Below are 20,837 nucleotides of genomic sequence, written 5' to 3'. Positions count from 1 at the left end.
TGGGTGTGCGGGGGCGCCCCGGGGGTGCCCCCGGGGAGCGCTTCCTCGGCGGGGGGCCCCCGGGCCGCGCGGCGCCGGACGGGGCCGGGGGGGACGATCCCCCCGCGCCCCGGCCCGCCGGGCGCCCCGGTGAGCGTGACCGCGCCGAGGGCGGCGCCGAGCAGCCCGGCGAGGAGGCCGGTCCGGCGACGGCGAGGGGGCAGGACGTACGGCGGGTGCCGCATCGGTGTCATGCCCCGCACGCTACGGCGGTCGGGCCGGATCCGCCGCCCCGACACCGGACACCCGGGTGACCCCGCGGTCTCCGGGGAGCGCGCCGTCACCCCGCCCCCAAGGGCGCCAGCAGGACCTCCGCCGACGCCGTCCGCGCGTACAGCACCGACCGTCCGGCGCGGTGGGCGGTGACCAGACGGGCGTCCCGCAGGGCCGTCAGGTACTGGGACACCGCCGCGGGCGACAACCCGGTCCGCCGCGCGAGGTCGGTCGTCGACGCCGGGGCCGCCAGCTCGGTCAGCAGCCGGGTGCGGGAGCGGCCGAGGACGGCGGCCAAGGCCTCGGTGCCGGCCGCCGGCGCGGTCGCCCACAGGCTGCCGATCCCGCGCGCCGGGTAGGCGAGCTGGAGCGGGTCCGGCGGGGCGAGGCGGGTGTAGAGCGCCGGTCCGGTGAAGGCGGACGGGATCAGCAGCAGACCCGCCCCGGCCGTGCGGCCCGGCAACGGGCGGGTGCGGTGGCGCAGCCGCAGGGTGTCCTCCGTCCAGCGGAGTTCGGCGTGCAGGTCGTTCAGCACCCGTGCCGAGCCGTGCTCGGCGGCCTGCCGGGCGCGGTGCAGCACGTCCGCGTCCAGGACGGCCCGGATCCGCGCCCAGTACGGGGCGAGCGCGAGCTCCCAGTACGCCTCGACGGCCTCGGTGAGCCGGCCCAGGCCGCCCGCCGGGTCGCCGTACAGGGCGCGCAGCCGGGGGCCCAGCCGGCCCCCGCCGTCCCGCAGCCGGTCGAGGTCGCGGCGGACCCGCTCGGCCGGGGTGGCCCGGATCGCCGCCAGTTCCTCCGCCAGTGCGGGGGCGGGCCCGGCCGGGGCCGGGTTGATGAAGTCCGGCACGTACCCGGCGGGCGGGACGAGCTCGGCCAGCAGCGCGTACGCCGGGCCGAGCGCCGCCAGCCGGGGGCGCACCTGCTCCGCCCAGGGCCGGTGGACGGGGTGGGCGAGGCCCGAGCGCAGCAGCCGCAGGCTCGGGCCGACCTCCCACATCGGGGAGACCGCGAAGCGCATCCGCGCCAGGTCGCCCGCCGTGAACGACAGCTCGGCCGCCAAGGCCCACCCCCGTGGATTCACACATGTCCGAATCGTTGGCGGTCAGGCTAGTGCAGCAACGATCATGATCGGCATGACTTCGGAGACCACTGCCCCCACCACGCCCGTCACCGCCGCCGCCTCGACCCCCGTGACCACTGCCCCCACCACGCCCGTCACCGCCGCCGCCTCCGGTACCTGGACCCTCGGCGACCGCGCCGTCCACCGCATCGGCTTCGGCACGATGCGCCTGCCGCAGACCGGCCCGGCGCTGGTCCCGCACGCCGTGCCGCGTGACCGCGAGCAGGCCCTACGGGTGCTGCGCCGCGCGGTCGAACTCGGCGTCAACCACATCGACACCGCCGCCTTCTACTTCTCCCCGCTGCGCTCCGCCAACGAGTTGGTCAACCAGGCGCTCGCGCCCTACACCGACGACCTGGTGATCGCCACCAAGGTCGGCCCGGGCCGCGGCATCGACGGCCACTGGGTGGAGCACGCCCGCACCCCCGAGCAGTTGCGCGCCCAGGTCGAGCAGAACCTGCGCCAGCTCGGCCGCGACCACCTCGACCTGGTCAACCTGCGGATCCTCGGCACCGACTCCGTCGCCGAACGCTTCGGCGCGCTGGCCGAGTTGCGCCAGGCCGGGCTGATCCGCCGGCTCGGGCTCTCCAACGTCCACCCGCACCAGCTGGCCGAGGCGCGGTCCATCGCGCCCGTGGTCTGCGTCCAGAACCCGTACGGCATCGGCGCCTCGGCCGCGCAGGACGAGGTGCTGCGCCTCTGCGGCGAGCTGGGCATCGCCTTCGTCCCCTTCTACGCGATCGCGGGCGCGGGGCGGGAGGACGGCGCCGGCGTGGCCGAGCCCGACCAGGTGCGGGCGGTCGCCGAGGCCCGCGGGGTGAGCACCGCGCAGGTGCGGCTGGCCTGGACGCTGCACCGCGGCCCGCACGTCCTGGCCATCCCGGGCACCGGCGACGTGGCGCACCTGGAGGACAACATCGCCGCAGGCGCCCTGCGGCTGTCGGCCGAGGAGCTGGCCCTGATCGACCAGGCCCACACGGCCGCGGCCCGGACCAGCTGAGTCGCGGGCGGCCGCGGCCCGCCCCGGTCGCCCCTCACCAGGCGTCCCTCGCCGGGCGCCCAGCACCAGGCGCCCCGCACCGGGCGGGGCCGGAACCGGGCGGGCCCGGACGGCGTCACTCCGGGATGACCTGACAGCGATCATCATCGAGGAGACCCGGAGCATGACCGAACTCGCCACCCGTTACCTCTACCTGGCCCGCCACGGCGAGGCCGCGCCCGACGGCAGCGGGCTCAGCGACACCGGACGCCGGCAGGCCGTCCTGCTCGGCCGGCGGCTGGCGGGCCGGCCGATCACCGCGGTGCACCACGGCCCGCTGCCCCGGGCCGCGCAGACCGCGCACCTGGCCGCGGAGCAACTGGGCGGTGTGGAGCCGACGGTGTGCGACGAGGCCGGGGACTGGGTCCCGTACCTGCCCGAGCGGGCCGAACTCCCCCCGGACAGCGCGGACTTCCTGCTGACGTTCCTCTCGCACGCCACGCCGGAGGAGTGCGAGAGCGGTGCGGTGCTGGCGCCGCGGGCGGTCGAGCGGTTCACCGGCCCGGTGGCGGGCCGCGAGGAGCGGCACGAGCTGGTGGTCACCCACGCCTTCCTGGTGGCCTGGCTGGTCCGGCACACCCTGGACGCCCCGGCCTGGCGCTGGCTCGGCCTCCACGTCGCCAACGCCGGCCTGACCGTTCTGCGGTACGCGCCCGGCCGACCGCCGGCCGTCCTGCTGCTGAACGACCAGGGCCACCTTCCGGAGGAGCTGCGCTGGACGGGCTTCCCACCGGAGTTCCGCTGCTGATCGGGCCCTCCGGCCGGTTGCTGATCCACCGTCGACAGAAATATGCAGACCGGTCTACTATCGGCCCCATGGGAGTCAAGGGCGAGGAGACCCGGGCCCGGCTGATCGCCGGCACCAGGGAACTGATCGAGGCCAAGGGCTACTTCGGGACCGGCCTCAACCAGATCGTGGCCGCCACCGGCGCGCCGCGCGGCTCGCTCTACTTCCACTTCCCCGGCGGCAAGGACCAGTTGGTGGCGGCCGCGCTCACCGAGGCCGGCCAGGAGGTCGAGGCGCTGCTCGCCGAACTCGCCTCCGGGGGCGCGGACACCGCCACCCTCGCCGAGCGGCTCGTCGAGGCCTTCGCCGAGCGCCTGACGCAGTCCGACTACACCAGCGGCTGCCCGATCGCGACCGTCGCCCTGGAGACGGCGGGCACCAACGAGCCGCTGCGGACCGTCTGCGCCGAGGTGTACGCGAGCTGGCAGCAGGTGCTGGCCGGCCGGCTCACGGCCGAGGGCTTCGGCCCGGACGCGGCCGAGACCGCCGCCGGCCAGACCCTCGCCCTGCTGGAGGGCGCGGTCCTGCTCGCCTCCGTCCGGCGCAGCCGCGAACCGCTGGACCACGCCCGGCACGCCGTCCGGCACCTGCTCGGCCGCGCGTAGGCGGCGCCACCCTCGGCGGGCACGCCGCCCTCGATCCGCACCCCGCTCTCGATCGACACGCCGCCGCCGACCGGCGCACCGTGGTCGACCGGTGCACCGCGGCCGGTCGGTGGCACACCTTCCCCTGGCCAAAAAATATGCAGACCGGTCTACTGATTACCGACGCCTGGAGCGCACGATGCCACCCGTCCCGCCGCCCCGCACGCTCGTCCTCGGCGCCACCGGTTTCCTCGGCCGCTGGCTCGTCCTCGAACTCCTCACCCGCGGCGAGCGCGTGGCCGCCGGCGTCCGCGACACCGGCGGCACCGCCGCCCTCCGCCACTGGCTCCGCGAGCACGACGCCGACACCACCGCCCTGACCACCGTCACCGCCGACCTCACCCGCCCCGGCCTCGGCCTCGCCCCCGAGGACGACGCGCGGCTCACCGAGGTCCGCGACGTCCACAACCTCGCTGCCCGCTACGCCTTCGGCCTCACCCGCGCCCAGGCCGAACCCCCCAACGTCCACGGCGCGCTGCACGCACTGCGGTGGTCCGCGACCCGGCCCCGGCTGCGCCGTCTGGTCCACCTCTCCGGCTACCGCGTCGGCCGTGACCCGGCCCCCCGGTACCCCCTCGACGAGCGCACCACCGCCGCGCTCCACTCCCGGCTCGGCGCGTACGAGGCCTCCAAGCAGCTCGGCGACGCCGCCGTCCGCGTCACCGCGCCCCGCCTCGGTGTGCCGCTCACCACCGTCAACCCGAGCAGCGTCATCGGCCACTCGCGCACCGGCGAGGCCGGCCAGTACCTCGGCCCGGCCCAGTTGGTCCGCCAACTCCACCGCGGCCGGCTCCCCCTGCTGCCGGGCACCCGGCGCACCTTCCTGCCCGTCGTCACCGTCGACCACCTGGCCCGCTTCCTGGCCGTCGTGCCCGACCACGACCACGACCCCGTCCTGGCCCACACCGTCCTCGACCCCGCGACCCCCCTCCTCCCCGACCTGATCGCCCTCCTCGCCGCCCACCTCGGCGTCCGCCCGCCCCGCGGCCTGATCCCCGTCCCCCTCGTCCGCCGCCTCCCCCGTGCCCTGACCGGCGCCGACCCGGAGACCCTCACCTTCCTCTCCGAGGACCGGTACGACACCACCTCCGCCGACCGCCTGGCCACCGCGGCGGGCATCGACCACCCGCCCCTCACCCCCGCCCTGACCAGGTGGGCCACCCGACTCGTCGAGGAGGGCTTCGGCGCTGCCTGAGCACCACCCGGGACGTCGGCCCGCCCACCGGAACACCGCCGGGTTCGCCCGCACCGGCGACTTCCACCACGCGCCGGCGGGCAACCACCCCTGCCTGGTGGACCGGACGGACGGCAGCGTCCACCACGTCCCCGACTGCCTGCTGTTCACCGGGGCCGGGCGGCGCGCCACCTCCGCCGGGTCCGGGGCATCCGCCCGCCCGACCCGCCGGCCGCCGCTGTCCGCACGCTCGCGCGGTCCGGCGGGACGGTCGCCGCGATGGCCCACCCGCGCGGCCGGGCGCCGCGGCTGAGTCTCACCCGGGCCGGGGACTGCGTGCCGGCGGTGCGGGACGGCACCGAACCGCCCGAGGTGCTCGCGGACCTCACCGAGGAGGTCGGCGCCCACCCGCAGCCCTCGATCGGGACCGTCCGCCCCGGCCGCCGCTGACGGCGGGCCACCGGCGAGGGGTGCCCGGGGACGGGCCTGACCCGGCGCGCCTCAGTCGTAGCGGGGACCGTACGCCCGGAGCACGATCGGGCGGATCTCGTCGTCGGCCGGGTCGACGGTGCCGAATCCGCGCAGCACCGGCTCACGGCCGTCCACCACCCGCGTGAGGTGCCCGTACGTGAGGGAGTCGTACGGCAGGTAGCCCCGGGACAGCACCATGGAGACCCGGTGCGGGCCGATCGAGCCCTCGAATTCCAGCAGCGGAACGGTCCTCGGATCGGGCGACAGGAAGATCTCGGCAGCCACCTCACCGGCGGTGGTGCCCTTTCCCCACCTGCGGGCGCCCACGGCCCGCGCCATGCTCGACCGGGTGGCATCCGTCAGTGAGAACGTGCCGTGGAAGTAGAGCCAGGACGTGTCGTCCCCGGGCAGTGCCTCGCCCGACAGCAGGAGGGCCGGGCCGAATGCCAGGCGGCGCTGCGCGGCCAGGTGCCGGTGCAGAAGGCGGAACCGTTCGGCCGGGTGATCGGTGACGCCCAGCCGGTGACCGAGCGGTCCGTACGTCTCGTCGAGCTTGCCCCTGCTCGGATAGAGCTTCCGCCTGAGCAGGGTCTGTTCCGGGCGCGCGAAGCAGCGGAGGTGCACGGCGAACGCCTCCAGCTCGGCGAGCCGGTCGGGCGGCGCAGTGACCGGACTCGGCCGCAAGGGCCCGTCCTCGGTACCCGTCCGGTGGAGCCGGTCGACCGCGGTGTCGGCCTGCTCGGGCGGGACGCCGAGCGCGGCCACGCAGTGCCGCAGGTCCGGCAGCGCGACCTGGACCTCCTCGGCCTGCCCCGGGGCCGGGGACTGCTCCGGGGCCGGGGGCACGGTGACCGTGACGTTCGCGATCTGCCCTGGAGGGCGATCCGGGCCGTCACGCCCGACATCGAGTTCCGGACGTCCCCGTGCGAATCCGGCACGAGGAACTCCTCTGCGAATGCGCTGTGTTGACCTGCGCCACCGAACCTGGCGGATCCTCGGAGACGAGCGCCGCGAGCCACCGGATCAGCGAGGACGCGGGATCAGCGGGGACGCCGGATCAGCGAGGACGTTCGAGGACCAGCGACGTCCAGTGCACCCCGTCGCGCCCGTGCAGGTCGGGGCGGGTGGAGCGGTGGACGAGGTGCAGGCCGCGGGCGGCGGCGAGGTCGACGGTGTGCTCGGGCGGGAGGTCGAACATGCGGCGCCCGGGCGGGACGGGGCCGTGGCGCAGGGTGAGGGCGAGGCGGCCGCCGGGGGCGAGGAGGGCGGCGAGGGCGTCCATGGCGGGTGGACGCTCGGAGGGGGCGAGGTGCATCCAGACGGCGGTGAGCAGCACGAGGTCGTAGCGTTCCCGAGCGGCGGTGAGCCGGGGCAGCCCGGGCAGGGCGTCGGCGACCCACCGGATGCCGGCCGCCGCGTGCAACCGTTCGCCGATGGCGCGGAGTTCGGGGGTCGGCTCGGCGGCCACGACCCGGTGGCCGAGGGCGGCAAGGGCGGCGGCGTCGCGGCCGGTGCCGGCGCCGACGTCGAGGACGGCGGCGGGTGGCGTCGGGTAGAGGTGGCGCAGTTCGCGGTGGACCTCGGCGAAGCTCACGCTCTCGTACTGGACGGCGAGTTGTTCGGCGGCCTCGCCGTATCCCGCCGTGCCCGCCGGGGCATCGTTCACGGCGTTCACGTCGATCGCATCGTTCACGTCGATCGCGTCGTTCGCGCCGTCCACGTCGTTGGCGTCGTTCACGTCGTCTCCTTGGCGCTCGGGTCGCTTCCCCGGACGACGACCGCGTCTCCGGCGGCGGCCGCGCCCGCGAAGAAGTCCCGCAGGTCGCGCAGATCGTCGACGACCCGGGCGGCCACGGACTCGGACCAGGGCGTCGGGTGGCCGAGGCGGGCGACGGTACGGGCGAGGACGCTGTGCTGCTGGCGGACGAGTTCGCCGAGGGCCGAGTCGCGCAGGAAGGTGGAGGCGGCCGCGACCTGGTCGGGGCTCATCACCAGCGTCTCGGTGCCGGGTTCGCGCCGCCCGCCGCCGTAGACGGGGAGCCGGGCGGCGGGGTCGGGGTGCAGGCCGTTCTCGGTGAGCGCGAGTTCCATCAGCGCGGCGGTGCGCCGGACTCCGAGGGCGAGCCCGGCGGCGGCCAGCCGGTCGTACCGGACGTCGCGGTCCCGGGGCACGAGTTCGCCGAGTTCCTCCGGCGAACAGGTGTCCACGACCGGGCCGGGCAGGCGGCACCAGAAGTGATCCACACTCACCCGCTCAGCCTAACGAAGTCCTGGCCGCGGTGAGCGCACCGCCATCGCGCGGGGACGGGCTCAGGCCTCGCCGGGGTGCCAGGCGGGCCATTCCCAGGGGCGGTCGGCCCAGTGGACGCGCTGCGGGTCACGCGGGTCGAGGTCGGGGAAGAGCTGGTGGATGCGCGGCTCGAACTCCTCGGGCGCGAGCGGCTCCCAGCCGTGGCCCTCGAAGTGGACGAGGCGGTAGCGGCTGTCCGTCCGGAACTCGGCCACGTCGACCAGGGGTGCGGTCGTGCTGTTGGTCTCCATGACCCCAAGCATGTGGCGCGGTGGCAACCAACGCCCGTTCAGACCCCTCTTCCGGGTCATGTCCCGGCGTCGGCGCGCTCGTTGAGCACGGAAAGGCAGACTCGGGGGGCCGCTGGAAGGACGAGCAGATGACTGGGCACCCCACCGGAGGGCAGTGGCAGTGGCCGCAGAACGCGTGGCAGCCCCCTCCCGTCCCGACGACTCCCCCGCCTCCGGTGCCCGTCCCGGCCGCACCGAGACGCCGCTCACGCAGGGTGTGGGCGGCCGCGGTGGTCGGCACGGGTGCGGTGCTGGCCTCGGTGCTGGTGATGTGCGGGCCCGGGTCGGACGACGAGGTGCGGGTGGTGTCGTTGCCGGAGGCCTCGCCCTCGGCTTCGGACCCGGGCCCGCACCTACGGCCGGTGCCCCCGTTGCCGGCCACGCCGGCGCCCTCGCCGCTGCCCGCCCCGGTCCCGGCGGGCGGCACGATGGGCACGACAGGCACGGCGGGCGCGACAGGCACGGACACGACAGGCGCGTCGGCGTCGGCAGCCGCCGAATCGGCCGACCCGGCGGGCGCCGAGGCCCGGCACGCGTCGGCGAGCCCGCGTCCGAAACCCGGCCACAGCCCGCACACCACCGGCCCGGCCCGCGGCACGTCGGGCGCGCCCGCCCAGGCCGGGCCGGGTTCTGGTGGGTCGTTGCCGAGCGCCGGCCCGGGCACCATCTGTGACCAGGCCGAACGCATCGGCCGCTGGCCGGCCGGCTCGGAGCAGGCCCGCTTGTGCCGCGGCCTCTACGGGTGAGCCGCCGGAGCGCCCGCACCCCCTGACGCACCGGGAACCGCCGACCCGCCCGGAGCAGCCGACCTGCCCGGAGCGGTCGGAACCGCCGACCCGCCGGTGACCGCCGGTTCCCCGGCCACCCCCAGCAGTCCCTTGTCCAGCCGGGGCGCCAGCACCCGCGCCAGCGTGTCGGTGATGTGCCCGGTGTCCCGGTACAGCACCACGCCCTCCAGCACCGCCGGGCAGGAGGGCCCGGCGCCGGGGCAGAGCAGCGGACCGAGGTCCAGGGTCCGGACGCCGTACCGGGCGGCGAGGCCGCCGTCGAGCAGCGGGTCGGGCTCGAAGGCGGTCTCGCGCGGGAAGAAGCAGGCGTCGGAGCGCCCGTCGGAGGCGGCCAGGCAGGTCGGGATGTCCTTGCCCGGCATCGGGGTGTCGCCGAGGTAGGCGAGCGGGGCGCCGAGCGCGGTCAGGCGGTCGAGGGTGCGGGTCCACCCCTCGGTGCGTTCCTCCTGGCTCCCGTAGCGGTTGAGGCCGGCCATCAGGACGAGGCGCGGCGTGGGTCCGGAGGTGAGCCGGGTCAGGGTGTTCTCGCGCCAGCGGTCGCACTCGTCGAAGGTGCGGCCGAGGACGTTGTTGCGCACGGTGAGCGTGGCCAGCGGGCAACCGGGCTTGACCAGCACCTCCAGGGCCCAGTGCCGCTGCTCGGCCAGGGCGAGTGCGGCGGAGATCCACTGCCCGGCGTGCGAGTCACCGAGCAGCACGATCCGGTCGGGGCTGTCCTCGGCGCCGAAGAGGCAGCGCGGACTGCTGTCGGCGTTGAGCGGGATCTCACAGCCCTTCCCGGGCGGGAAGTCCTGCCGGGCGCGGGCGAGCGAGGGGGTCAGGGCGAGCACCCGGGTGCCGGGGGCGAGCAGTCCGGGCCCGTCGGCGGCTCCGGCGGGGGCCGCGCCGGGGGCGTCGGCGGCCCCGCCGAGGGCGCGGACGGTGCCGCCGCCGAGGGTGAGCGCGGCGATCAGCGGGATCACCAGGGCGCTGGCGCCGACCGCGAGCCCACGCCGGGGCGCCGGGCTGCTGCCGTACCGCAGCGGCTGTTCCACCAGGCGCAGGGTGAGCCAGGCGGGCAGCGCGGCGGCCGCGGTGAGCGCGAGCAGGGTGGTCCAGGGCAGCGCGCCGTACCGGGCCTGGGCGATGGTCAGCACCGGCCAGTGCCAGAGGTACCACGCGTACGACAGGCGTCCGGCGGCACGCAGCGGGCGGGTGGCGAGGAGCCGTCCGGCGTCGCCGGCGCGGAGCGGGCCGTGTCCGGCGAGCAGCACGGCGGCGGTGCCGAGGACGGGCAGCAGCGCGGCGGTGCCGGGGAACGGCGTGTCGCGGTCGTACAGCAGGACCGGCGCCGCGACGGCGGCCAGGCCGAGCCAGCCGGTCAGCCGCAGCGACCACCGTACGGGGGCCCGCCCGGTGCGGGTGGCGAGCGCGCCGCCGAGCAGGGCCGCGCAGGCGCCGGCGGCGAACTCCCAGAGCCGGCTGCCGGTGGAGAAGTAGGCGAGCGGCGCGGAGGTCTGCGTCCAGCGCAGGCACAGCACCAGCGAGACGCCGCCGATGCCCAGGGTGGTGAGGGTGATCGCGAGGGTGCGGCGGCGCCCGTGCAGGTAGCGGGCGAGGCCGAGCAGCAGGACGCCCCACAACAGGTAGAACTGGTTCTCCACGCCGAGTGACCAGAAGTGCTGCAGCGGGCTGGGGGCCTGTTCGGCGGCCAGGTAGTCGGTCTGTCGGCCGACGAAGCGCCAGTTGGCGAACTGGCCGGCGGCGGCGATCAGGTCGCGGGCGAGGTCGGTGCCGCGCAGCGGATCGAGCAGGGCGCCGCCGGCGACGGCGGTGGCGACCAGGACGGTGGCGGCGGCGGGCAGGATGCGCCGGGCGCGGCGGGCGGCGAAGTCCCACAGGCCGAGCGGGCGGTTGGTCAGCAGGCCGGTGATGAGGAAGCCGGAGATGACGAAGAAGACGTCGACGCCGACGTAGCCGCCGGTCAGGCCGGGTACGGCGGAGTGGAAGGCGAGGACGGACAGCACGGCGATGCCGCGCAGCCCTTCGATGTCGGGGCGGAAGGCGGCGCGCCGGCGGGGTGGCCCGGTCTCGGCGACGGTGGCTCCCTCGGGGGCGGCGAGTTCCCGGTCCACCCGGACGACCTCGGGAAGCAGGTCGACGGGTCCGGGTCCGGGAGCCGGTGCGGGTGCGGCTCCGGGAGCCGGTGCGGGTCCGGGTGCGGAAGATGCGGAAGGTGCGGACGAAGGCGGGACGGCCGTTGACACGGCGGCGCTCCTTGCAGGGCTGGCAGCGGTGGTCTGGCCCGCCGGGCCGATGGGGCGGCCGGGCGGTGTCCGCGCCGGTGGGGCGACGCGCAAGGAAAGTCAGTGATCCGTCGGTGTGGCGGAGTCGACGGCGACTCGGAGAGGAAGGGTCAGAAGAACATCGGATCGGCCCAGCCCGACGCCAGCAGCCCGCAGAGCAGCAGCACGGCGGTGACGGCGACGGCCTCGGCGTGGCCGAACCCGAGGTCGGAGCGGCTCCGGGCGGGTGCGGCGACCTCGCCGACGGTGGCACCCTTGCCACCGTTCGAGCCGTTCAGGAGCGGCCACAGGGAGCGGATCAGCGGGATCGCGGTGTACGCGGTGAGCCCGAGCAGCAGGGCGAGCGCCCAGTACGGCCGCCAGCCGTGCAGCAGGGCGGCGCGGACCAGTCCGGCGGCGCCGGCCAGGACGACGATCCCCAGCCAGCCGACCCCGATCCGGGCGACCGCGCGGGCGAGTGAACTGCCGCCCGACACGGCGCCGGTGGGCACCCAGTCGGCGGAGCGGCGGCGCAGCGCGTGCGCGATGGCGACCACGTGGCAGAGCCCGCCGAGGAGTTGGACGCGGGTGACCTCGAAGCGCCAGCGGGTGCGGGACATCGCGGGCAGCAGGACGAGGGCGACCCAGATCGGCGGGAGGAAGGGGAGCACCTGCCAGGGTTCGATCTCCTCGGGCCGGAAGTACAGCATGATCAGGGCGGGCAGCGGCACGGCGAAGACGTTCACCGCGCTGGTGAGGTAGCCGAGGATGCCGTTCCAGAAGCAGAGCCGGGCGGAGCGCGGCAGCGGTCCCTTGCGGAAGTCCGGGTCGCGGACGAGGGCCAGGGAGCCGAGGCACCAGCGGTACTGCTGGCTGATGAAGGCGGGCAGGCCGGTGGGCGACATGCCCTTGGCGACCAGTGCGGGCACGTAGCGGGTGGCCCAGCCGGCGCGGGCGAGGGCGAGGCCGGTGTAGAGGTCCTCGCTGTGGTCGATCTCGGCGAAGCCGCCGATCCGCTGCAGTGCGGCGCGGCGGTAGAGGGCGTTGGTGCCGCAGCAGACGGTGCCGTCCTGTGCGTCCCGGGAGGGCTGGATCCAGCGGTAGAAGATCTCCTGGGTGGCTCCCGCGGCGCGTTCGAGCCAGGACATGTTCGCGTCCGTGTCGAAGCACTGCGGGCTCTGCACGATGCCGACCTCGGGGTTGTCGAGGTAGGGCACCAGGTGGTGCAGGAAGTCGGGGCGGGGGCAGAAGTCGGCGTCCAGGACGGCGATGACCTCGCCGGTGCCCTCGGCCAGGCCGTGGTTGAGGTTGCCGGCCTTCTTGAAGCGGCCCCGGTCGGGGCGGGCGCGGTACTCGAAGCCGTAGGACTCGGCGAGTTCGCGCACCTCGGGGCGGTCGGCGTCGTCGAGGACCAGGACGGTGAGCTCGCCGGGCCACCGGACGGCGGCGGTGTGGCGGTAGGCGTTGTCGAGGACGGCCAGCGGTTCGCCGGCGGTGGGCAGCAGCAGGTCGACGCCGGGGTGGCGGGCGGGCTGCCAGGCGCGCATCAGCAGGTCGTGCGAGTCGCGGGTGAAGCGGCGGGCGCGCTGGCCGTCGGTGAGCGAGAGCAGCCAGGTGGCCGCGTTGAGCACGGTGAGCACCAGGAACGGCCAGAGCAGCGGCTTGCTGAGGGCGAACAGGCCGAGCGTGGCGGTGGCTCCCGCGTAGGAGAGGGTGGCGCAGAGCAGGACCCAGCGGCGCTGCGGGCCGAAGTACCAGTAGAGCTCCTCGTCGTCGGGCGGGGCGGGCAGGCGCAGGTCGGGGTCCGCGGGTGTCCGGCGCGGACCGGCGTCGGGTGCGGGCATGGCGGTGCCATGGAGTACGGGCATGCGGAAGTGGCCCCCCTGGGCATCGGACGGAACGTGGCCGTTCGTCCTCAGCCTCTCACATTGGCCTAGACCAATCATGAACGAGGTATGACATCTCCGCATCGCCCCAGTTCAGCGACTTGACGCCGCATCACCTGCCGCTTCAACTCCAGCGGAACTGAACCGAGCCCCGAGTGCGGACCGTTGACCGGACCGGACTCGGGGCTCGCCCCGGGACGTCTTGCCGAACTCCTCAGGAGGCCTTCAGCTCCTTGACCAGGTGCTCGAACCGCAGGTCCGGCCGCAGCGGGATGCCGAACCGCTCGTCGCCGTACGGGAACGGGCTGAACTCCCCGGTCCGCCGGAACCCGCGGCGCTCGTACCAGGCGATCAGCTCGTCGCGCTGCTCGATCACCGTCATCTCCATCGCGCCGACGCCCCACTCCTCGCCGGCCAGCCGCTCGGCCTCGGCGAGGACGGCCCGGCCGACCCCGCCGCCCTGCAGGCCGGGGCGCACCGAGAACATCCCGAAGTAGGCCCGGTCGCCGCGCCGCTCCAACTGGCAGCAGGCGACCAGCGCGCCGCCCTGCTCGGCCAGCAGCACCAGCCCCTCGGCGTGACCGACGGCCTCCGCGACGGCCTCGGGGTTGGTCCGCCGCCCGGCCAGCAGGTCGGCCTCGGTGGTCCACCCGGCGCGGCTGGAGTCACCCCGGTAGGCGGACTCGACCAGCTCGACCAGGGCCGGGACGTCGGCGGGCGTGGCGGGCCGGAAGACGGGCTCCCCGACGGGCCGGTCGGTGTCGTGGGCGGTCTCGGTCATGGCTGGTCCTCTCCTCCGTGCTGGGTGCCGCCCGTGACGGCCGGCACGCGGGCATCGTGCCACAGCGCGCGGAAGGCCCCCGGGTCCGGGATCGGCAAGACCGGCAACGCGCGGTGCCGGTGGCGGCGTTCCGGCAGCTGTGACACGGGTTCGCAGTGGGGCCGAAGATGCCTGGCGGCGCCGGTGGGGACATGGCTACTCTGCGGTACGGCCGCGCCAACCCCCGGCCTTTTCGGGCCACTTGGGCCCATCCCAGACCGGACCAACCGGACCAGAGGAGTGCTCGTGCTTCGCTCTTCCCGCTCCGCCCGCACCACCGGCACACATCGCCCCGCCCGCCGCCGGCTGCCCGCCGCGGCCGCCCTCGCCGCCGCGACCGCCCTGGTCGCCGCCGCTGCCGCCCCGGCCCACGCGGCCGGGCCCGCCCCGGTCGCCCCCGCCGTCGAGGGCACCGCCGCCTTCCACCCGGACCGCGACTTCGCCGGCTCCACCGTCGCCGCCCACGAGGGCCGCGGCGCCGGCGCGCCCGTCCTCTCCCTCGCCGCCACCCAGACCCCCGGGCTGGACGTCGCCAGTTACCAGGGCAACGTCACCTGGTCCTCGGTCGCGGCCGACGGCGCCAGGTTCGCCTACGTCAAGGCCACCGAGGGCACCGGCTACACCAACCCGTACTTCGCCCAGATATCACGGGTCTGACGTTTCTGCCCAGCTCAAGGGCATGATCGACCATCCGGAGTCAGCAAAAGGTCAGCAAGACTCCCGGAGGTTCCGAGCACCATGGCGACCACAGGCCTCATCCGCGGCATGGGCAGCTTCTTCAAGGACTGCGAGCACCCCGAGTCCCGCTGGAGCAAGTGCCCACACGAGTACAAGATCAGGTTCCGCAACGCGGCCGGGCGCCAGACGGAGGAGTCCGGCTTCGCCACCCAGGACAAGGCCAAGACCCGCCTCGCCGAGGTCTACCACGAACGGAAGAACTCCCCGCAGAGCCAACGCAAGGCGGAGCGCATCCAGAAGTACGGGGGGATGCAGTTCACCGACTACGTCGCCGAGTGGCTCAAGGGCCAGCGCGACCTGAGCCCGACTTCTCTGCGGAACCTCGATTCCCTCCTCAGGAATCACCTCCTCCCCGCCTTCGGCAGCCGCCGCATGGGCACGTTCGACCACAAGGTCGTCGAAGCGTTCATCCAGACCATGGAACGGAACGGCGTCGGCGTGGCCACCCAGAGCAACGTCTTCATCACCCTGAAGACCGTCCTGCTGGACGCGCACCGGCTCGGCCTCTACGAAGACAGCCCGCTGGACGGGGTCAAAGCGCCTCAGTACGACCCCACGCGTGCAGTCATCCCGTCCGTCGCCCAGCTGCTGAAGATCCGGAGCGCCGGCGACGACGCCTTCCGCCTGGTCACCGATCTCATGAGCGGCTGCGGCCTCCGCAACGGTGAAGCGTTCGCCGTCAACGTCAACAACATCGTCGCCGACGACGTCTACCGGGTCACCGAGCAGGTCAACCAGGCCACCAAGACCTACGCCCGCCTGAAGCACCGCAAGGTCGGCGAGTACCGCGACGTACCACTGCCGGCTCGCACCAGGCACTCCATCGAGCGGTACGCCGATACGTACGGAACCGTCGACGGCTACCTGCTTCGCAATCCCAAGGACATCACCCAGGCGATTCCGCACCACGTCATCGACAGCCAGTGGCGCAGGATCAAGAAGTCCGGCCAGGCCGACATGCCCGAAGGGATGGTGCTCTACGGGCTCCGCCACTTCTTCGCGTCGAACTGCCTGAGCAACAACATACCGATCACCGACGTGGCGGAATGGATGGGGCACCGCAGCATCGACGTCACCTTCAGCATCTACCGACACCTCATGCCCGGCTCCATCAGCCGAGCCGCCCAGCTCCTCGATCTCGGCCTGGCTGCCTGAACACGCTGAGAGGGCCCGCCGTTGCGGCAGGCCCTCTCAGCTCAGCGCTTGGCCACGTGTTCTCAGCGAACAGGCATCTTCTGCTGCTTCACCCACGCCTGCACGTCCGACACCTTGAACTGAAGCTTCGCGTTCTTCCCGGTTCCGAACTTGTACGCGGAAAGACCCAACCGAGGAGCCTCGCGGTAGACCCAGGCAGGAGACATGTTCAGATACTCCGCCGTCTGCTTGACACTCATGAACTGCTCGGGCACGGCTTCCCCTCTGGCTGGCTTGATGTGCGGAAATCATCGAGCACTCGCCGGTTTTTGGCCGCACCGCCTATGTCCGATAGTGGGCACCTCGTCGGCCAGGGATGCTGGCGAACATGTCCTGGTCACCCCGCCCTTGCTGCGCCGCCCATGGAAGACCGCACCGGCACGGTCACGGAGGAGCCTCCGTCGGGACCATCCCGTGTGAGCGGAAACCATCCCCCGATTCCACCGCCCCTATTGCTTGCAGGGATCATTCCCACTCAAGCGGGGGCCTCGGGTGGCCGAGAAGGCAGAGCGATCAAGATCATCCCCGCGAGAGCAGGGAACAGGCCGGCGGCGAGATCCGCGACACCGGGACGGGGGATCACCCCCGCGCGGGCGGGGTGCAGAAGCGGATCTGCACTGTCTACTGCTCGTACGGGGGACCATCCCCGCGCGAGCGGGGAGCAGGCCGTAGGGACGGCAGTGCCGTGAACGTGCGGGGGACCATCCCCGCGGGAGCGGGGAGCAGGAGACGCTGCAGGGCCGGCCCGGGCAGCTGAAGGGACCATCCCCGCGCGAGCGGGGAGCAGCTCGGCCTCCTCGACCAGGCAGCCACCCAGACGGGACCATCCCCGCGCGAGCGGGGAGAAGCTCGGCCTCCTCGACCAGGCAGCCACCCAGACGGGACCATCCCCGCGCGAGCGGGGAGCAGCTCAGCGCCGCGTACAGGGACTGGCTGGCGGTGGGAGCATCCCCGCGCGAGCGGGGAGCAGCGGGGATCTTTGGTCCGAGCACGGACCGGGGGGGACCATCCCCGCGCGAGCGGGGAGCGGAACAGAACCGACCCGATGCCGTCCGCGTGAAGGGGACCATCCCCGCGCGAGCGGGGAGCAGATCGAGAGCCACCCGGCGGCGCCTGTGGCGTTGGGACCGTCCCCGCGCGAGCGGGGAGCAGTGAGAGGCCACCATGCCGTCCTTCAAGCTCCCGGGACCATCCCCGCGCGAGCGGGGAGCAGACGAACGCCATGGCGAAGGGGGCGAACTTCAGGGGACCATCCCCGCGCGAGCGGGGAGCAGTAGCCGGGTCCCGCCTGGTCGTTGGTGCCGATGGGACCATCCCCGCGCGAGCGGGGAGCAGTCCGCCGCGGTCGCGTTCCAGCCGGACGCCCCGGGACCATCCCCGCGCGAGCGGGGAGCAGCTACAACGGAGAGTGGCGATGACCAACCCCCAGGGACCATCCCCGCGCGAGCGGGGAGCAGCGGGCGCCCGGGAGGGGTGAGGAGGGGCGGGAGGGACCATCCCCGCGCGAGCGGGGAGCAGGACTTGGGTGTCGGCGGCGGGGTGATCTCTTCGGGACCATCCCCGCGCGAGCGGGGAGCAGGCCTGCACGGTGGTCGGCAACGCCCCGTTGACAGGACCATCCCCGCGCGAGCGGGGAGCAGAGCGAGTGGCCCCGAAAGCCCGTGCCGGGGACGGGACCATCCCCGCGCGAGCGGGGAGCAGGCGGGACGTGTTGGCGTGGAGCTGGTGCACGCGGGACCATCCCCGCGCGAGCGGGGAGCAGTTCATGGTGCCGGTGGAGCTGTCCGGGGCGGGGGGACCATCCCCGCGCGAGCGGGGAGCAGTGGCGAGACCGAAATCCCGTGGCCCAGATAGCAGGACCATCCCCGCGCGAGCGGGGAGCAGTCGCGTACACGGCTAAAAAGCCCTCGTCCAGGGGGACCATCCCCGCGCGAGCGGGGAGCAGCCGCGGGTCCTGGAAGGCGGTGAGCAGCCAGCGGGACCATCCCCGCGCGAGCGGGGAGCAGTCCCGGTGGCCGAGGATCTCGGGGCCGGCCCCGGGACCATCCCCGCGCGAGCGGGGAGCAGAGCGTGGTGATGTCGCTCAGCGGCCGGTGAACGGGACCATCCCCGCGCGAGCGGGGAGCAGACAGCGCTGACCAGATTGCAGGGAAGTCGATTGGGACCATCCCCGCGCGAGCGGGGAGCAGATCGTGGTGAAGGCGCCGGCCCCCGGAGCGGTGGGACCATCCCCGCGCGAGCGGGGAGCAGTTGGATGAGTTCTTCGACTCCCTGGGCGACGGGGGACCATCCCCGCGCGAGCGGGGAGCAGTTCTCCAGTCGGGCGGGGCCGCGGGGTCAGGAGGGACCATCCCCGCGCGAGCGGGGAGCAGACTTCGTGACCTGCGCTTCTATCGGCGCCTGCTGACGTGGCGTGCCACTTCCAACCCCCTGCCCATAAAGGACACGAAAGGCATATCACGCCTTTCCTCGCCTCACCATCAACTATCCGGACCCAGGAAGCCGCCGATCCAAGGAGCCACCAGTCGCGATTGACAGCACCATGCGGCACCCCTGGACCTGTGGAAAGCAGGGGCAGCCCTCCACGGAGATCATCCCCGACAAGGGGAGCGGTCACTCAGGCTACGCCCCCTGCACGCCTTGGCCGGCCGCCATCGGCCAACCGCACCCAAGGTCAACCCGCTCCAACCGACACAAGCACAAACGCACCTACGCGCCCCGACCACCGCTCACCCAGTCGGCCAGCCGGCCTTCGACGGGCACCCGCCAGCTCATCGGAGCCTCACATTCCCAATGCCCATGACCGAGGCGCTCCAGGCAGAGCCGGGGCGATAGTGGGCGGATTGTAGCGGCCGCCCGCCAATCTCGGGGAAGTTTGGATTACCTTGGAAATAGCGGGACTTGCTGCGCTAGCGTTCCTTCCATGGCCGAGACCATCGATGAGCTCGAAGCGCGGCTGGCGGACCTCCGGGTGCGCCTGCGCGAGGCGACCCGCGCCCGGGACAAGGCAGCTGCCACCCGGATCCGCCGGGAGATGCGCCAGGTCGAGGAAGCGTGGGAGTCCGCTCTCGCCGAGGACGGAACGGACCAGCAGTCGCCGTCCTTGGAGGAGATCGACCACCACCCACACACCCAGGTCCTCAAGGCCGACACCACCGTGTCGACCGAGGTCCAATCCCCCGCGCCCCGTCTCCCGGCCGGCATCCCGGCTCGGGAGCAGGCGCACCAGGCGCTGGCGATCCTAGGAGCGCCTGCCGCACCGAAGTTGATCGGCGCCACCTACCAGGCGTTCTTCACCGACCCGCTGATCGTCACCAAGCTGGCGTCGCTTCGGCGCGATGAGGAACGGTCGTTCGCCTCCCAGGGGCACACCCGCCCGTACTACATCTGCGCCGCACTCACTCATGACCGCCTGGCCGTCGCCCGCGGGCTGCTCGCGGTGTCGACCTGGCCGTTGGACCGACGTGTCGTCGGGCCGCTCAGCCCCCGTACCGATTTCCTCACCCACGCCGTCGGCGTATCCGAGCAGATCCGACGCCTGGAGACCGCCGGACACCACCCCGGGGAGTACGCCTGGCGTCTGCTGCGGCGCTTCGCGTTCAACATCCCCGGCGCCTACGAGTCGGGGGAACCGGACCCGACCCGCGTGATCGAGGCGGCGCGCAACGAGTTCACTGTGCATCACGAGGCCGACGCCGCCGAACGCACCGCGGCCGCGGTTCGGGCTCGATCCCAACTCACCGACGTTCAGCAGCTCTTCGGTTCGCCGCTCCAGGCGTTGGGGCGGCGCACCGCTACCACCACCTCCTGATCGACCCGTCACGGACCACACTCTCCCGACAGCGCCATCGACCTTCCCTGGCATCGGGACGACTCAAGAAACCCACCATGCCCCTGCCTCCCTCCGGCGTGCCCGAAGACCGGCTCGCCCGACTCCGCGGCCCCGTGCCACCCAGGCCTTACGACGCGCGCAAGATCACTGCACTGACCACCAATCCCGGCTGCGACCGCCGCGCCGTCCTGGACGCCGTCGGGATCGACAAGGCCGTACTCGCCCGCCGCATGGGCTTCGACCCTCGATTCGGCCAGTCACCGTTCGCGATCACCCGTGGCCTCGCATTCGAGGAACTGGTCAAGCGGGACGGCCATGCGGAGCTGTTCCGGCTGCTCCGTGAGGAAGCCGGAGCGCCCGTCGCCGAAGCGGCGGTGACCGACCTCAACGATGTCGGCGGCAATGCCTCACTGGCGGTCCGCCAGAAGGAATCCGCTAGATTGATCGAACGTATGGCCGCGGGCGACGCTGACCGGCTGATCCTGGACCACCCGGTCCTCACCCTGGAGGTCGCGGGCAGCACGGCCTATCTGGAGCCCGACGCGCTCACCCACCGGGTCGGCGGCCGCTTCCACCTGGTGGAGATCAAGTCGTTCCCGGTCATCGACGGCATGGCCGATCCCCTGGATGTCGCACAGGCCGCGAAGCAGGCCGCGGTCTACGCGATCGCGCTACGCCGCGCCTTTGCAGCGGTCGGCCACGATCCCGATCTCATCGCCGACCAGTTCCTGCTGGTGTGCCCGAAGGACTTCGGCAACCGCCCGTACGGCCGCTTCGTCGATCTGCGGCAGGAGCGTGACACCATCGCCTTTCAGCTGGAGAGGCTGCGCCGGACGGCCGACCTGATCGCATCGTTGCCCGCAGAGGCGACCTTTGACGCGAGCGACGAATCGAACCGTGGTGCAGACGAGTTGGCCTCGTCCGTCTCGGCACTCGATGCTTCCTATTCGCCGGGATGCCTGTCCTTCTGCGAGATGGCCCGCTTCTGCCGTGACGAAGCGGAGCGGTGCGCCTTGCCGGCACGATTCGGCAGTGCCATGCGCAACGTGATGCCGGGCCTGGACTCCACACGGACGGTGCTCTCGCATCTGGGTGATGGATCGGGGCAGGCCACCGACCCCGGGCAGGCCGAAGTGCTGGACCATCTGCGCCGGGCCGAGCGCCTCCGCCGGAGCCGTCAGGGGGACGCCGCATGAGCGTGATGATCGAACTCGCGAGGCTGCGGGCGATGGCCACCGGCAGTGCCGA

At 73.6% G+C, this 20,837-nt stretch carries 18 protein-coding genes, 1 pseudogene and 1 CRISPR repeat array; of the genes and pseudogenes, 9 read left to right on the top strand and 10 right to left on the bottom strand.

Annotation, left to right across the window (positions count from 1 at the left end):
- Both ACFV04_RS29315 and ACFV04_RS29310 read right to left on the bottom strand, forming a co-directional pair.
- Nucleotides 1-233 (bottom strand): annotated as a pseudogene (locus ACFV04_RS29315) (peptidase S12); the annotation flags it as partial.
- An 86-nt stretch (nucleotides 234-319) separates the two neighbouring features.
- Nucleotides 320-1,312, bottom strand: coding sequence for an ArsR/SmtB family transcription factor (locus tag ACFV04_RS29310; protein ID WP_380344295.1), 993 nt, complete (start codon nucleotides 1,310-1,312; stop codon nucleotides 320-322).
- 73 nt (nucleotides 1,313-1,385) lie between these two features.
- Here ACFV04_RS29310 and ACFV04_RS29305 point away from each other — a divergent pair, with 73 nt between their 5' ends.
- The 5 genes from ACFV04_RS29305 (at nucleotide 1,386) to ACFV04_RS29285 (ending at nucleotide 5,466) form a co-directional block, all read left to right on the top strand.
- A complete protein-coding gene (locus tag ACFV04_RS29305) occupies nucleotides 1,386-2,372 on the top strand; it encodes an aldo/keto reductase (RefSeq protein ID WP_380533624.1) in 987 nt (328 codons plus the stop codon).
- Between the two features lie 163 nt (nucleotides 2,373-2,535).
- Complete coding sequence (locus ACFV04_RS29300; protein ID WP_380344301.1) at nucleotides 2,536-3,159, top strand: histidine phosphatase family protein; 624 nt, start codon at nucleotides 2,536-2,538, stop codon at nucleotides 3,157-3,159.
- A gap of 68 nt (nucleotides 3,160-3,227) precedes the next feature.
- Entirely contained in the window at nucleotides 3,228-3,803 is a 576-nt protein-coding gene (locus ACFV04_RS29295; RefSeq protein ID WP_380344304.1) for a TetR/AcrR family transcriptional regulator, read from the top strand.
- Between the two features lie 178 nt (nucleotides 3,804-3,981).
- On the top strand, nucleotides 3,982-5,037 hold the full coding sequence (locus tag ACFV04_RS29290) for an SDR family oxidoreductase (protein ID WP_380533622.1): 1,056 nt from the start codon (nucleotides 3,982-3,984) through the stop codon (nucleotides 5,035-5,037).
- Nucleotides 5,038-5,295: 258 nt separating this feature from the next.
- Nucleotides 5,296-5,466, top strand: coding sequence for a hypothetical protein (locus ACFV04_RS29285; protein ID WP_380344309.1), 171 nt, complete (start codon nucleotides 5,296-5,298; stop codon nucleotides 5,464-5,466).
- 51 nt (nucleotides 5,467-5,517) lie between these two features.
- Here the strand turns inward: ACFV04_RS29285 and ACFV04_RS29280 are convergent, their stop codons facing one another.
- From ACFV04_RS29280 to ACFV04_RS29250, 7 genes are all read right to left on the bottom strand, one after another.
- Nucleotides 5,518-6,333, bottom strand: a complete 816-nt coding sequence (locus ACFV04_RS29280; protein WP_380344312.1) for a hypothetical protein — start codon at nucleotides 6,331-6,333, stop codon at nucleotides 5,518-5,520.
- A 211-nt stretch (nucleotides 6,334-6,544) separates the two neighbouring features.
- On the bottom strand, nucleotides 6,545-7,225 hold the full coding sequence (locus tag ACFV04_RS29275; RefSeq protein WP_380533619.1) for a class I SAM-dependent methyltransferase: 681 nt from the start codon (nucleotides 7,223-7,225) through the stop codon (nucleotides 6,545-6,547).
- The gene (locus tag ACFV04_RS29270; protein WP_380533617.1) at nucleotides 7,222-7,737 is read right to left on the bottom strand and encodes a hypothetical protein; all 516 of its coding nucleotides are present in this window, start codon (nucleotides 7,735-7,737) and stop codon (nucleotides 7,222-7,224) included. Before ACFV04_RS29270 ends, ACFV04_RS29275 begins: the two co-directional genes overlap by 4 nt.
- 60 nt (nucleotides 7,738-7,797) lie before the next feature.
- Nucleotides 7,798-8,028, bottom strand: a complete 231-nt coding sequence (locus ACFV04_RS29265) for a hypothetical protein (RefSeq protein WP_380344319.1) — start codon at nucleotides 8,026-8,028, stop codon at nucleotides 7,798-7,800.
- A 775-nt stretch (nucleotides 8,029-8,803) separates the two neighbouring features.
- Nucleotides 8,804-10,969, bottom strand: coding sequence for an acyltransferase family protein (locus tag ACFV04_RS29260; RefSeq protein WP_380533615.1), 2,166 nt, complete (start codon nucleotides 10,967-10,969; stop codon nucleotides 8,804-8,806).
- A 281-nt stretch (nucleotides 10,970-11,250) separates the two neighbouring features.
- Nucleotides 11,251-12,987, bottom strand: a complete 1,737-nt coding sequence (locus ACFV04_RS29255; protein ID WP_380344324.1) for a glycosyltransferase family 2 protein — start codon at nucleotides 12,985-12,987, stop codon at nucleotides 11,251-11,253.
- 232 nt (nucleotides 12,988-13,219) lie between these two features.
- Nucleotides 13,220-13,786 (bottom strand): GNAT family N-acetyltransferase, encoded by a 567-nt coding sequence (locus ACFV04_RS29250; protein ID WP_380344327.1) that lies wholly within the window; start codon nucleotides 13,784-13,786, stop codon nucleotides 13,220-13,222.
- A 285-nt stretch (nucleotides 13,787-14,071) separates the two neighbouring features.
- Between ACFV04_RS29250 and ACFV04_RS29245 the strand changes: the two genes are divergently transcribed.
- Both ACFV04_RS29245 and ACFV04_RS29240 read left to right on the top strand, forming a co-directional pair.
- Nucleotides 14,072-14,482, top strand: coding sequence for a GH25 family lysozyme (locus tag ACFV04_RS29245; RefSeq protein WP_380533612.1), 411 nt, complete (start codon nucleotides 14,072-14,074; stop codon nucleotides 14,480-14,482).
- An 81-nt stretch (nucleotides 14,483-14,563) separates the two neighbouring features.
- Complete coding sequence (locus ACFV04_RS29240; protein ID WP_380533610.1) at nucleotides 14,564-15,718, top strand: tyrosine-type recombinase/integrase; 1,155 nt, start codon at nucleotides 14,564-14,566, stop codon at nucleotides 15,716-15,718.
- Between the two features lie 62 nt (nucleotides 15,719-15,780).
- Here ACFV04_RS29240 and ACFV04_RS29235 read toward each other — a convergent pair whose 3' ends face one another.
- The gene (locus ACFV04_RS29235; RefSeq protein ID WP_380533608.1) at nucleotides 15,781-15,972 is read right to left on the bottom strand and encodes a helix-turn-helix transcriptional regulator; all 192 of its coding nucleotides are present in this window, start codon (nucleotides 15,970-15,972) and stop codon (nucleotides 15,781-15,783) included.
- Nucleotides 15,973-16,272: 300 nt separating this feature from the next.
- A CRISPR array of direct repeats spans nucleotides 16,273-18,129; the repeat unit is 29 nt; unit sequence GGGACCATCCCCGCGCGAGCGGGGAGCAG.
- A gap of 551 nt (nucleotides 18,130-18,680) precedes the next feature.
- On the opposite strand from ACFV04_RS29235, the gene ACFV04_RS29230 reads away from it, so the two are divergent.
- Nucleotides 18,681-19,568 (top strand): hypothetical protein, encoded by an 888-nt coding sequence (locus tag ACFV04_RS29230; RefSeq protein ID WP_380533606.1) that lies wholly within the window; start codon nucleotides 18,681-18,683, stop codon nucleotides 19,566-19,568.
- A gap of 77 nt (nucleotides 19,569-19,645) precedes the next feature.
- Nucleotides 19,646-20,785 carry a hypothetical protein gene (locus tag ACFV04_RS29225; protein ID WP_380533604.1) on the top strand — a complete coding sequence of 380 codons (1,140 nt, stop codon included), beginning with the start codon at nucleotides 19,646-19,648 and terminating at the stop codon, nucleotides 20,783-20,785.
- Nucleotides 20,786-20,837 lie beyond the last annotated feature (52 nt).

This window comes from Kitasatospora sp. NPDC059599 (genome assembly GCF_042735125.1).
Taxonomy (GTDB): domain Bacteria; phylum Actinomycetota; class Actinomycetes; order Streptomycetales; family Streptomycetaceae; genus Kitasatospora.
This window is presented reverse-complemented; position numbering and strand designations above follow the sequence as displayed.

Bases quoted from the DNA above. Each gene is read 5' to 3' on its own strand.
- ACFV04_RS29305 (WP_380533624.1), top strand. From the start codon at position 1,386: ATGACTTCGGAGACCACTGCCCCCACCACGCCCGTCACCGCCGCCGCC.
- ACFV04_RS29300 (WP_380344301.1), top strand. From the start codon at position 2,536: ATGACCGAACTCGCCACCCGTTACCTCTACCTGGCCCGCCACGGCGAG.
- ACFV04_RS29295 (WP_380344304.1), top strand. From the start codon at position 3,228: ATGGGAGTCAAGGGCGAGGAGACCCGGGCCCGGCTGATCGCCGGCACC.
- ACFV04_RS29290 (WP_380533622.1), top strand. From the start codon at position 3,982: ATGCCACCCGTCCCGCCGCCCCGCACGCTCGTCCTCGGCGCCACCGGT.
- ACFV04_RS29285 (WP_380344309.1), top strand. From the start codon at position 5,296: ATGGCCCACCCGCGCGGCCGGGCGCCGCGGCTGAGTCTCACCCGGGCC.
- ACFV04_RS29265 (WP_380344319.1), bottom strand. From the start codon at position 8,028: ATGGAGACCAACAGCACGACCGCACCCCTGGTCGACGTGGCCGAGTTC.
- ACFV04_RS29255 (WP_380344324.1), bottom strand. From the start codon at position 12,987: ATGCCCGTACTCCATGGCACCGCCATGCCCGCACCCGACGCCGGTCCG.
- ACFV04_RS29250 (WP_380344327.1), bottom strand. From the start codon at position 13,786: ATGACCGAGACCGCCCACGACACCGACCGGCCCGTCGGGGAGCCCGTC.
- ACFV04_RS29240 (WP_380533610.1), top strand. From the start codon at position 14,564: ATGGCGACCACAGGCCTCATCCGCGGCATGGGCAGCTTCTTCAAGGAC.
- ACFV04_RS29230 (WP_380533606.1), top strand. From the start codon at position 18,681: ATGGCCGAGACCATCGATGAGCTCGAAGCGCGGCTGGCGGACCTCCGG.
- ACFV04_RS29225 (WP_380533604.1), top strand. From the start codon at position 19,646: ATGCCCCTGCCTCCCTCCGGCGTGCCCGAAGACCGGCTCGCCCGACTC.